Raw genomic sequence first — 12,872 nt, 5'->3', positions numbered from 1 at the left:
GCTCCTTTCTGACTCAATTATTTGCCGATTTTTTGTTGCAATTCATATAAGAACTGAAGTGCCTTCATCGGTGTTGTACCGGAAATGTCCAATTCACGAATCGTTGTTAGGACATCCTCTTGCTGAGGTTCTCTTACTGTTTTCTCCACCTGTTGCTTCGTTTCCTGAAAGAACGTCAATTGTTCATTTAAAGAGGATTGTGGTTCTTTATCCTCCAGACCTTTTCCTGTTTCAAGCTCCTGAAGAATGTCTCTTGCACGAGCGAGAATCGGTTCAGGTAATTGAGCTAGCTCTGCTACATGAATCCCATAACTCTTATCCGCTGGTCCATTTTTTACTTTGTGCAAAAAGACCACTTTTCCACTTTGTTCTACAGCTGACACATGGACATTGCGCAATTTATCTAATTGCGTTTCCAGATGGGTCAACTCATGATAATGCGTTGAAAACAATGTGTTTGCTCGAATTTCATTGTGAATATATTCCATCATTGCTTGAGCTAGTGCCATCCCATCGTATGTAGATGTACCGCGACCAATTTCATCGAACAACAACAGACTGCGTTCAGTAGCATGTGTGATGGCATATGTGGATTCCAGCATTTCGACCATGAACGTACTTTGGCCGGCTGCCAAATCATCCGCTGCACCGATACGCGTGAAAATTTGATCTGTTACGGGCAACTGAGCCTGTTCTGCCGGTACGTAGCAACCCATTTGCCCCATAATGACCGTGATTGCCACTTGGCGCATATATGTACTTTTACCGGACATATTTGGTCCAGTGATCAGTAACATATTCTCTTTAGAAGTCAGAGCACAATCGTTAGGCACATAATGTTGCTTGTTCATCATTTTTTCAACTACAGGATGGCGTCCGTTAACGATTTTTAGTTCCAAGCCATCATGAAACGTTGGCTTAGTTAACCTGTATTGATCTGAAACTTCCGCAAAACTTGAGTAGACATCCAGCTCACTTACTTTTGCTGCCAACTTTTGCACTTGCGGAATGTATTGTTTCACTTGTTCTCGAATATCGACGAATAGCGAATACTCTAATGCTAAACTTTCTTCTTCAGCTGTTAAAATCAATGATTCTTTTTCTTTCAGTTCATCCGTAATATAGCGTTCCGCATTTGCTAACGTTTGTTTTCTTTCATACCTTGTCAAATCCGCCAAATGAATATTGGATTTCGTAATTTCAATAAAGTATCCAAAGATCCGGTTGTAGCCTATTTTCAGTCCTTTGATGCCTGTCCGTTCCCGTTCTTTTAACTCCAGAGCGGCAATCCAATCTTTTCCGTTCTTCTTTGCATAGCGGAGCTCATCTAATCGCTCGTGAAAACCGTCACGGATGATATCCCCTTCTTTTACTGAAAGTGGAGGATGGTCAGCTATTGCTGTTTTTAACAAACTCAATAGCTCTCCACACTCGTCCAATTGATTGGCAGTTTTTATCAGTGCTGGTTTGCCACTTTCAATTAAATGATTTTTAATCAGTGGAATTTGAAGGAGAGATTGTCTCAACTGACTTAAGTCACGACCACTTGCTGTGCCGAAAGAAATCCGTCCGATTAAACGCTCCAGATCATATACTTCTTTTAAGCTTTCTCTTAAATCAGCACGAGTGAAGTATGCTTCCAGCATTTCTGTCACTATTAGAAGGCGTTCTTCGATTTTCATGCGATTCGCCAAAGGTTGGTGCAGCCACTGTTTTAATTTCCGTCCACCCATAGCGGTCATTGTTTCATCAAGCAACCAATACAACGAACCTTTCTGATCGCCACCTCGAATGGATTGAACCAATTCCAAATTGCGTTTTGAATGAAAATCAATCGTCAAAAGTTCCTCTCGTTCCTGGAACTTAAATGCTTGAATATGTTCAAGCGAACGTTTTTGTGTTCGATGCAGATAGTTTACTAGACGTCTGCAAACTCCACTGACTTCAGCTGGAATTTGTTCTGCAAATGATTCATCCACTAATGATTCCAGTTGCGTTTCCTCGATGGACAATAAAATCGAATGAACTTCGGCAAGGTCTGAGAGTAGCACAAATAATTGCTCGGGTACAACGAGTTCCCTTATAGATAACGTTTGCAATTCTTGTATTAAATTCTTTTCGGTGCCTGTCAAAATAGCGCTTGTGCCTTCGCCTGTCGATAAATCCAGATACGCATATGCGTATCGATTTTCATCCAATTCCTCTGCAGAAGCAATAAAATGATTGCTTTTGCCATCCATATTTTTACCTTCAATAATTGTTCCCGGTGTAATTAAACGAACCACTTCACGTTTAACAACACCTTTTGATTGTTTCGGATCTTCGGTCTGCTCGCAGATAGCGACTCGATGTCCTTTTTGAATAAGAGTTTCTATGTAATTTTGGGCAGCGTGATGTGGCACACCACACATGGGAATTCGTTCTTTACTCCCCCCATCACGGCTCGTTAATGTGATCTCAAGAATTTGGGATGCATTGATGGCGTCATCAAAAAACAATTCATAAAAATCGCCTAGTCGAAAAAACAAAAAGGCATCTGTATATTCAGATTTAACCTGTAAATATTGCTGGATCATAGGAGTATAGGTATTCATGTCAAAACCTCTTTCAAGTACTATCGATTCTATCATTATAACTTAACTTTCACAGGGGTTAAACAACCATGATCTTACAATGACATGAGCATATACATAAGTATCGTACGGATAAAACAAAAAAAAGCCGGTTTACCTGCCCGGCTTAAGAGAATGATGAGGACTCTCTTGCATCACCATATGAAGAAGTAGATGATGAAGATGAACTTTCGTCTTTAATTGACCATTCTTCCTCGTAATCGACTGGTTGCACTTGTATGCAGACTGTTGTTTCGCCGACAACTTCTGCATGCAATTCTCTTTCTACTGTTACTTGGAATTGTTCACCATCCGGTGTAATAATGGCTTCTGTGCAATTTGGTTGTTGAATGACACGTACATGGATATCTTCAACACCATGTGATTCATCATCCCGATAATGAAGCTTGATCCGTTCTTTGTATGGAACGGTCTCCGAAAATACAGAAGTTTTTGAGTGATCGTGATGTGCGTACCATACATTAACGTCATACTTCCCAGTCACTTCAACGAATTTCCCTTGTTTCTTCGCTTGATGAGTGTGATTGATAACCCAGCACCCTAAAATACTGGAAGGGTTATTTGGTGGACGTAATGTTTCACTTGCTTCTGCTCTCTTTTTACCTTTCGCCACGACTGCTTTGGTTACGATTTGACGGACATGTTTCAAAGCCATCCTCCTTCGTTCGATTCCTTTTCATCATATGCAGGATGTGCCCATTAGGTGATAGGAAAAGTGAAAAGCGGAAAGTTACCTGAACAACGAGGCCGGAAAGATTAAAAAAGAAAAACTGTTCCTTCTTATTAAGAAGAAACAGTTTATATACATATTATTGGCAGCTGCCTGGTTTGCTGTTTTGTACTCTTGAACCAGTTTCTCCGCGAAGTAAATCGCCTTCTGTGGATTCAATGATTTGATTCGTCACATTGTTGGCAATTGTATTTGCTACTAATTGAAGTAAATCGTTCACGTCACCTTGAGATTGCTTGAATTCCTGAACAATCGGAATGTCATCGATTTCTTCTTCAATTTTCTCAATTTTGCCTTCAATCAAAGTTAAAGCTTTTTCTTTTCCGTAGTGTTGGAAATTAACTGCTTGTTTTTGAAGGCTCTTTAAACTCGCAATTTTTTCGCGAATTTTTTGATTTTCATTAATTTGCGCTTCTGCACGCTTAAAGAAATCCACTTCTTCCGTTTGTGCAATCATATCAGCGATTTCTCTAGCTTTTGCAATGATTTCTTCTTTTGTATATTTCGTAGTCATAAGACACCCACTTCTTGGCCAGATAGAACTTCGATTAATTCGCCTTCTAGCGACCATGTTTTTGTATTTGTTATTTTCACGAGAACCAATTTACCAATGATATCAGGCGTACCGACGAAATTCACTAGCTTGCTTGTTCTTGTATATCCAGCTAAAACTGCTGAGTTTTTCTTGCTTTCACCTTCAACTAACACTTCAACAATTTCCCCATCATAGGCATGCATAGCTTTGGCTGATAACTCGTTTACAAGATTGTTCAGTCGTTGTAATCGATGCTTCTTCACTGCCATTGGAACATTGTCTTCCATTTTTGCAGCTGGTGTACCTTCCCGTGGAGAATAAATATACGTATAGGCATGTTCGAATCCAACTTCTTTGTATAAAGACATGGTTTCTTCAAACTGCTCGTCCGTTTCGTTCGGAAAACCGACAATGATATCTGTCGTCAATGCCACTTCTGGAATGGCAGCTTTAATTTTTCGAACCAACTCCATATATTGTTCACGGTTATATTTACGGGCCATCAGTTTTAACATACTGGAAGACCCTGATTGTACAGGTAAATGAATATGTTCCACCAAATTTCCACGTTTCGAGAGAACTTCAATTAAGTGATCGTCAAAATCTCGTGGATGACTTGTGGTAAACCGAATACGAGGCATATCGATTTGGCGAAGATCATTCATAAGATCACCCAGGCGATACGTAAGATCGTCAAAATCTTTCCCATACGCATTCACATTTTGCCCAAGTAAAGTGACTTCCTTATACCCTTGCGCGGCTAATTGCCTGATTTCCTGAATGATGTCTTCAGGTCTACGGCTACGTTCTTTTCCACGTGTATATGGAACAATACAATACGTGCAGAACTTGTCGCATCCGTACATGATATTGACCCATGCTTTAATTTCGCCACGTCGGACTTTCGGCAAACTTTCGATGACGTCACCTTCTTTTGACCACACTTCAATGACCATTTCTTTTGACAGATAAGCTTCATTCAAAATGTGAGGCAAACGATGGATATTGTGCGTACCAAAAATCATGTCGACTTGATTATAAGTTTTTAAGATTTTATTGACAACTGATTCCTCTTGAGACATGCATCCACAGACACCGATTAATACATCCGGATTGTCACGTTTAATCTTTTTGTAATGTCCGAGTTCCCCGAACACTTTATTCTCTGCATTTTCACGAATGGCGCAAGTGTTCAGCAAAATAACGTTTGCTTCTTGTACATTCTGAGTTGGCGTGTAACCCAGTTGCAGAAAAATACCTGCCATTACTTCTGTATCGTGTTCATTCATTTGACACCCAAAAGTTCGAATGAAAAACTTACGCCCTTGTCCCATTCCTAAAAATTCAGGGTGAATTGTAAAGTCTTTATGGTAAGCAATTTCTTCTTTACCACGTTGCTTTGCATCTTTCAATGAGGGTGCTACATAGACAGATTGGAAATATTGACTGTAATCTTTCTCTGTTTTCTTTACTTCGTTTACTTGCGAATTATGTAAGCGTTGCTCTTCGTTCATCGTATAACTCCTTTCATCCTCTCCAGACGAAAACTTCATTCCTCTATTATACTGATACGCTTAGCGTTCCTACAAGATGCTGGCAACAATTGTCGGTGTTTAGACAAAAAAACTGCCGATTTTCACCGGCAGTTCATTTCTTACATAAATTCTTTTACAAGATTATCGAAATCTCTTTCGCTCATCATTAAATCTTCAGTCGATAAAGGTGTCTCCGCATAGCCACTCACCATTTCCTGATAAGAAGGCTGTTCGTTATTTTGATAGATGATGCCTGTTACAAGGCTTTCATGCTCCATTAACGTTGCCATCGCTTGTGGTCGATTGGAAGGATCGTATCCTTCCACTGTCGAAAGTTTAGTGATTCGTTCCTTAAACCAATCATACGTGTTGATTTTATTGTAAGTAACACACGGGCTGAAGACATTGATGAATGAAAACCCTTTATGGTTAATACCCGCTTCGATAATACTGGTTAACTCTTTTAAATCCGAAGAAAAACCTTGTGCTACAAATGTTGCCCCTGATGTCAAAGCCATTTCCAGTGGTGCAAGAGAAGGCTCAATCGCACCTCCAGGCGTAGATTTTGTTTTGAAACCAGCTGCTGAACGCGGAGATGTTTGACCTTTTGTCAGGCCATAAATTTGATTGTCCATCACGATATATGTGATATCGATATTTCGGCGGATTGCATGAATGGTATGACCCATTCCAATCGCAAAACCGTCACCGTCTCCACCAGAAGCAATGATGTTCAAATCGCGATTGGCCATTTTCAGACCTTGCGCAATCGGAAGAGCACGACCATGAATTCCATGGAATCCGTATGAATGAATATAACCAGAAATACGCCCCGAACAACCGATTCCAGAAATGACAGCTAAGTCTGTAGGTTCTATACCTACATTGGCAGCAGCACGTTGAATGGCAGCCTGTACGGAAAAGTCGCCACATCCTGGGCACCAGTTAGGTTTTACATTATTTCGAAAATCTTTAAATGTTACCATTCGTGAGCAACTCCTTTACTCGATTCGTTAATTCTCTTGGCAGGAAAGGTGTTCCATCGTATTTTAATACATTGACAATCTTGTCATGAGCACCGATATTCATTTTAAGAATGTTTGCCAATTGTCCGGTTGCATTATTTTCAACAACCAATACTTTTTTCGCCGACGCAATCAATGGTGAAACATGTGCAGTAGGGAATGGCTGAATTAAACGGATATGTGCATGGTTGGCACGAATCCCATGTGCATTCAAATTAGCCTGAACTTCTTCCAGTACGCCGCGAGTCGAATTGAAGCCCACTAATAGGACGTCTGCTTCTTCATGAGGCGCATACACATGAACAGGGTTTGGGAAATTAACATGCTGCATTTTTCGCATACGCTTGTCCATCTGAAGCTGACGATTTGAAGCTGATTCTGAAGGCTTACCAGTTTCATCATGTTCAACACCTGTAACATGGTGAATGCCATTTTTCATTCCAGGAATGACACGTGGAGACACACCATCTTCCGTCACTTCGTAGCGCTTGAAATACGATTTGTCCTCAACTTCTGTTAATTCTTCTTCCACTTGCAGTCGACCTCGTCGAAGTGCAACTTTGCTGTAATCGAATGGTTCAACTGTCTGTTTACCTAAAGATAACTGCAGATCGGATAAAATGATTACAGGCAGTTGCAATTCTTCAGCAATGTTGAATGCTTCAATTGTATCGAAGAATGCTTCTTTCCCTGTACTTGGAGCGATTACGACTTTTGGAATCTCTCCGTGTGTACCGTAAATCATTTGCATCAAATCCGATTGTTCTTGTTTCGTCGGTAATCCAGTAGATGGACCGCCACGCTGTGTATCTACAATTACCAATGGTTGTTCAGTCATACCCGATAAACCGATGGCTTCCATCATTAACGATAATCCAGGTCCAGCAGAAGCCGTAAATGACCGGACGCCGCCATAATTCGCTCCAATTGCCATGGTAGCAGCAGCAATTTCATCTTCCGTTTGAATGACCGTACCACCGAATTTAGGCAGTTTCTTAATTAAGTATTCCATTATTTCAGAAGCTGGCGTGATTGGATAGGCAGCCATAAATCTTACACCTGCTGCAAGTGCTCCTAAAGCAATCGCATCGTTTCCGATCATGAACAAACGGCGTTTCCCGTCTGCAGGTTCAAGTTCCCATTCACCGATACGATCACCGAGATGCTGCGCCATTACTTCATAACCTTGTTGGATAGCTTGCATATTTTTTTCGACTATCGCCTCACCTTTACGGCCGAAAATTTCATCGACTACGCTTTGGAAAACGGTCTTATCTAAATTCAGCAAAGCGGATGTCGCTCCGATTGCCACCATGTTTTTCATTAATGACGTACCCAGTTCAGATGCAATTTCTGTAAACGGTACACTGTACATCGTTGCAACACAATCTTCTGGGTGCACTGGATTAAATTTTGTATCAGCTAAAATGACACTTGAAGCAGTCAATTCTTTATAGTTTACATCGATTGTTTCCTGATCAAATGCAACTAAAATATCTAAATCATCCGGTATCGTGCGAACTTCTGTTGTACGTACACAGATTTTATTATTTGTATGCCCACCTTTTATACGTGAAGAAAAGTGTCGATAGCCGTACAAGAAATACCCTAAGCGATTCATCGCCATTGAGAAAATTTCCCCTGTACTCTCGATACCTTCCCCTTGTTGCCCACCGACTTTCCATGAAAGCTGATGTAACATTGCAAACAACTCCTTAACATATCAGGTAATATCCTCTATTTTCCTCCATAAGTTTATCATTTAATTGCTCCATTCACTATAAATTAACGGTAGTTTTTTTGAATTTCAGACCTTTGACTGAAAAGCTGCAAGATAATAACCTGTATAGCTGATAAACGAACATGAAAAAACCCAAACTCAGAAGAGTTTGGGTTTGATTTCTATTAGAATGACGAGCGCTTTCCACTATTCTTTATGTCCAGCTCCAAGCGCCAGCCCGCACCTTAGCTTGGTCGCACAGGATGTGGGTCATGAAGGCGTTGCGACACGATGTCGCGTTCTTAGCCTTCCTACCTCATTCAGTCGAAAGCAGGCTTTCGCTTCGTTCCTTCCAGCGCCGGTGTCGTGCTAAACGACGCTTTCTGCTTTTCTTATTGTGCTCTTGTTCGTTTTTCTACTAAAAGCTTAATAGCTGTCCGGTCTTCCCCAGAGATTACAATATCTGTAAATGCCGGAGAACAGATTAAATCGGTACCACTCGGCGCGACAAAGCCACGTGCAATTGCAACTGCTTTTACCGCTTGATTAAGTGCTCCAGCTCCAACTGCCTGCATTTCTGCATACCCTTTTTCACGGATAACTGCAACTAATGCACCTGCTACTGAGTTTGGATTAGATCTTGAAGATACTTTTAATGATTCCACTACGATTCCTCCTTGTCCTTGCTGACCGTTGGACGATTAAAATGTCCTTAAATCACTGTATGCAGGATAAGAGAAAGATAGAAGAAGTTATCCTTTAAAAGGATAATCTTCATTAATATAAATACGTGCAAAACCAATGGCTTTTCCAGTTTGGTTGTCCAACTCTACGAAGAAGGCACTGAGAACTGATCGACCTGACTTGGGTACTTCAAAACGAGCGGGCATATTTGTCTGGAAACGATACAATACGTCTTCTTTTTTCATTCCAAGTACTCCATCGTACGGCCCGGTCATCCCCACGTCGGTGATGTAGGCTGTACCGTTCGGATAAATGCGTGCATCTGCGGTCTGGACATGAGTATGTGTGCCGACAACGGTGGAAACTTCTCCATCCAAGTGCCAGCCCATGGCAATTTTTTCACTCGTTGCTTCTGCGTGAAAATCCACAAAAATCAATGGAGATATTTGTTTTGCTTCAGCAACAAGTTCCGTTGCTTTTTTGAATGGATCGTCGTGCGGAGGTAAGAATGTACGACCATGTAGATTGATAATCGATAATGTATGGCCATTTTTCGTAATGGTCGTCATCCCTTTACCTGGAGCTTCGTCCGAAAAATTTGCTGGACGAATTAAGTAATCGGTGTCGTCGATGAAATCAAAAATCTCTTTTTGATCCCATGTATGGTTCCCCATTGTCACAACGTCGACGCCCATAAAAAGTAAATCTTTAAAAATCTTTTGTGTGATGCCACGACCTGCAGCAGCATTTTCACCATTTGCGATGATTACGTCTGGTTGATATTTTCTTTTAAGTCTTGGTAAATAATCTTCTACGGCATCTCGTCCGATTGATCCGACGATGTCACCAATAAATAATACTTTCATTTTCATTCCTTCTTTCTTCCGTAAAGACAGACGTTAAATTTCTCTAACCAGAGTTTTGGTTCGAGTTAACGCTTATGACTAGATATAGCCTATCTTTAAAGCATGAGTATCCTAAAAAAACTTATACGCTCTTAAAAAGTAAAAAAAGGCTTCAAATTGAAGCCCTTTTTACTTATTTCGCGTATTCAACGGCACGAGTTTCTCGGATGACCGTTACTTTAATATGTCCTGGATAATCCAGTTCTTCTTCAATTCGTTTACGTATGTCACGTGCCAAACGATGAGCTGTTATATCATCAATTTGTTCTGGACGAACCATAATACGAATTTCACGACCTGCCTGAATGGCAAATGATTTCTCTACACCATCATATGATTCTGAAATCTCTTCCAGTTTCTCAAGACGACGAATGTAATTTTCTAACGTCTCACTACGTGCACCAGGACGTGCAGCTGACAGTGCATCGGCTGCCGCTACTAATACCGCAATGACAGATGTTGCTTCTGTATCCCCATGATGGGAAGCGATACTATTGATGACGACTGGATGTTCTTTATATTTCGTTGCAAGTTCCACACCAATTTCAACGTGACTACCTTCCACTTCGTGGTCGATAGCTTTCCCGATATCATGTAGTAGACCTGCACGGCGTGCAAGAGTTACATCTTCGCCAAGTTCAGCTGCCAACAATCCAGCTAAAAACGCCACTTCTTTCGAGTGCTTCAAGACGTTCTGACCATAACTCGTGCGGTAACGCATACGACCCATGATTTTAATTAAATCAGGATGTAAATTATGAATACCAACATCAAATGTCGTTTGTTCACCAATTTCACGAATTTGTTCATCGACTTCACGTCTCGATTTTTCAACCATTTCTTCAATGCGTGCCGGGTGAATACGTCCATCCTGCACTAATTTTTCAAGTGCGAGGCGAGCTGTTTCACGACGGATCGGATCAAAACCAGAAAGTATGACAGCTTCAGGTGTATCATCAATGATTAAATCGATTCCTGTCAATGTTTCGAGAGTTCGAATATTTCGTCCTTCTCGTCCAATGATGCGGCCTTTCATTTCATCGTTTGGTAAGTTCACGACTGATACAGTTGTTTCTGCTACATGGTCTGCTGCAAAACGTTGAAGAGCTAATGACAAGATTTCACGAGCTTTCTTATCCGACTCTTCTTTTGCACGCGTTTCAGACTCTTTCGTCATTACTGCGATGTCAGTCGCTAATTCATTTTCTACTTGCTGTAGAATGATGCCTTTCGCTTCTTCACGTGTTAGTGCAGAAATGCGTTCAAGTTCTGTTTGTTGTTTGGCAACTAGTTCTGCCACTCTGCTTTCCATCTGTTCGATATGCTGTTGTCTCTCAGTCAGAGCGTCATCTTTACGCTCTAGACCCGCTTCTCTTTTGTTAAGAGCATCATCCTTACGGTCAAGGTTTTCTTCTCTTTGCAAGTACCGATTTTCCTGTTTTTGCAGTTCAGCTCGGCGTTCACGGATGTCAGATTCTGCTTCAGATCTCAATTTGTGAGTTTCATCTTTTGCTTCTAGTAATGCTTCTTTTTTAAGAGCTTCCGCTTCTCGCTTCGCTTCGTCTACGATAAGGACCGCAGACTGCTTCGCACCAGTCACTTTTGAATCGTTCACATTTTTAATTAAAAAATAGCTAACAACGGCACCGACGAAAAGACCAAGCAAAGCGGAGATGAGTACTGTTTCAATCATTTGAACACCTCCTCTTGCTATTTCGTTTTCATGTTCAGTCGGCTCATATATGGAAAAATCCACAATACTGCCAAATGGTTTCATTTAAGAGATTATACAAGTTTAATTGTATAGATGTAAAAATACTCTGTCAAGGATTCACGAGCGTCCTTAAAGGAAATAGCCTGCCGAAATTTACGGCAGGCTACTACTTAAATCTTATTTTTCGTCTAGTAATAACTCAAACTCTTCATCTTCTTCTTCATCGTGAGCCGCAATCGTATAGGCTGTCGCCATCATGCCGTATGCTGCACGGATTTTCTGAGCAATCTCATTACGTGTAGATGGGTTGTCTTTAAGGAATTGTTTTGCATTTTCACGACCTTGACCTAAGCGATCATCATTGTAGGCATACCAAGAACCACTTTTGTTCACAATATCCATTTCAACGCCTAAATCAACGATTTCACCTTCACGGGAAATTCCTTGTCCATACATGACATCAACTTCAGCTGTACGGAATGGAGGTGCTACTTTGTTTTTAACAACTTTAATTTTTGTTTTGTTCCCCATGAAATCGTTACCTGATTTAATAGCTTCTGCACGACGTACTTCCAAACGCACGGAACTATAGAACTTAAGTGCACGACCACCAGGTGTAACTTCAGGGTTACCGAACATAACGCCGACTTTTTCACGAATTTGGTTAATGAAGATTGCAGTCGTTTTAGACTTGCTGATTGCGCCAGACAATTTACGCAAAGCCTGAGACATCAATCGTGCTTGAAGACCAACGTGAGAATCACCCATATCGCCTTCAATCTCGGCCTTAGGTACAAGTGCAGCAACTGAGTCAATAACAACAATATCAACTGCACCGCTTCGTACAAGTGCTTCACAAATTTCTAAAGCTTGTTCACCTGTATCTGGTTGTGATAATAATAATTCATCTATATTTACACCTAAATTTTGAGCATAAATGGGATCAAGCGCATGTTCTGCATCAATAAATGCTGCTTGTCCACCAGCTGCTTGTGCTTCTGCAATAGCATGAAGAGCAACCGTTGTTTTACCTGAACTTTCAGGGCCATATATTTCAATGATACGACCTCGTGGATAGCCACCTACACCAAGTGCCACGTCAAGTGCAAGAGAACCACTGGAAGTAGTCAAGACTTCACGATCCGTTTTTTCGCCAAGTTTCATAATAGAACCTTTGCCGAATTGTTTCTCAATTTGTTTTAACGCCATGTCTAACGCTGCTTTACGATCGCTCAAGAATGGTTCCTCCTTTAATTTAAACGCTAATTTAACCTCTGTCTCTACTATACTTGGTTTATGAGAAATATACAAGAAAAAAGCGAACGTTTATTCGGTTTATTTTTCAAACTCTTGTTTATGACACAATCACCCGTTATCATATGTGGTTTCAA

The 12,872-nt window shown here is 40.8% G+C and carries 10 protein-coding genes; all 10 read right to left on the bottom strand.

What is annotated here, in order from left to right:
- Positions 1 to 17: 17 nt before the first annotated feature.
- Positions 18 to 2,594, bottom strand: coding sequence for a DNA mismatch repair protein MutS (gene mutS / locus M9R32_RS00625; protein ID WP_269924808.1), 2,577 nt, complete (start codon positions 2,592 to 2,594; stop codon positions 18 to 20).
- Between the two features lie 145 nt (positions 2,595 to 2,739).
- Positions 2,740 to 3,282, bottom strand: coding sequence for an outer spore coat protein CotE (cotE, locus tag M9R32_RS00620; RefSeq protein WP_269924807.1), 543 nt, complete (start codon positions 3,280 to 3,282; stop codon positions 2,740 to 2,742).
- A gap of 160 nt (positions 3,283 to 3,442) precedes the next feature.
- Positions 3,443 to 3,877 (bottom strand): YlbF/YmcA family competence regulator, encoded by a 435-nt coding sequence (locus M9R32_RS00615; protein WP_269924806.1) that lies wholly within the window; start codon positions 3,875 to 3,877, stop codon positions 3,443 to 3,445.
- Positions 3,874 to 5,412: a tRNA (N6-isopentenyl adenosine(37)-C2)-methylthiotransferase MiaB gene (gene miaB, locus M9R32_RS00610; protein ID WP_269924805.1), complete on the bottom strand. Its 1,539-nt coding sequence runs from the start codon at positions 5,410 to 5,412 to the stop codon at positions 3,874 to 3,876. Before miaB ends, M9R32_RS00615 begins: the two co-directional genes overlap by 4 nt.
- Positions 5,413 to 5,552: 140 nt before the next feature.
- Positions 5,553 to 6,419: a 2-oxoacid:ferredoxin oxidoreductase subunit beta gene (locus tag M9R32_RS00605; protein WP_269924804.1), complete on the bottom strand. Its 867-nt coding sequence runs from the start codon at positions 6,417 to 6,419 to the stop codon at positions 5,553 to 5,555.
- Positions 6,406 to 8,160, bottom strand: coding sequence for a 2-oxoacid:acceptor oxidoreductase subunit alpha (locus tag M9R32_RS00600; protein WP_269924803.1), 1,755 nt, complete (start codon positions 8,158 to 8,160; stop codon positions 6,406 to 6,408). The genes M9R32_RS00605 and M9R32_RS00600 overlap by 14 nt, the downstream gene beginning before the upstream one ends.
- A gap of 410 nt (positions 8,161 to 8,570) precedes the next feature.
- Positions 8,571 to 8,843, bottom strand: a complete 273-nt coding sequence (locus tag M9R32_RS00595) for a stage V sporulation protein S (protein ID WP_016427565.1) — start codon at positions 8,841 to 8,843, stop codon at positions 8,571 to 8,573.
- A gap of 87 nt (positions 8,844 to 8,930) precedes the next feature.
- Positions 8,931 to 9,728 (bottom strand): TIGR00282 family metallophosphoesterase, encoded by a 798-nt coding sequence (locus tag M9R32_RS00590; RefSeq protein ID WP_269924802.1) that lies wholly within the window; start codon positions 9,726 to 9,728, stop codon positions 8,931 to 8,933.
- 172 nt (positions 9,729 to 9,900) lie between these two features.
- The gene (gene rny, locus M9R32_RS00585; RefSeq protein ID WP_269924801.1) at positions 9,901 to 11,460 is read right to left on the bottom strand and encodes a ribonuclease Y; all 1,560 of its coding nucleotides are present in this window, start codon (positions 11,458 to 11,460) and stop codon (positions 9,901 to 9,903) included.
- A 198-nt stretch (positions 11,461 to 11,658) separates the two neighbouring features.
- Positions 11,659 to 12,717: a recombinase RecA gene (recA, locus tag M9R32_RS00580; RefSeq protein WP_269924800.1), complete on the bottom strand. Its 1,059-nt coding sequence runs from the start codon at positions 12,715 to 12,717 to the stop codon at positions 11,659 to 11,661.
- Positions 12,718 to 12,872: the final 155 nt, after the last annotated feature.

Origin of the sequence: Paenisporosarcina quisquiliarum, assembly GCF_027563315.1 — a bacterium.
Taxonomy (GTDB): Bacteria; Bacillota; Bacilli; order Bacillales_A; family Planococcaceae; genus Paenisporosarcina; species Paenisporosarcina quisquiliarum.
The sequence above is the reverse complement of the archived record's forward strand: the minus strand, read 5'-3'. Positions and strand labels throughout refer to the sequence as shown.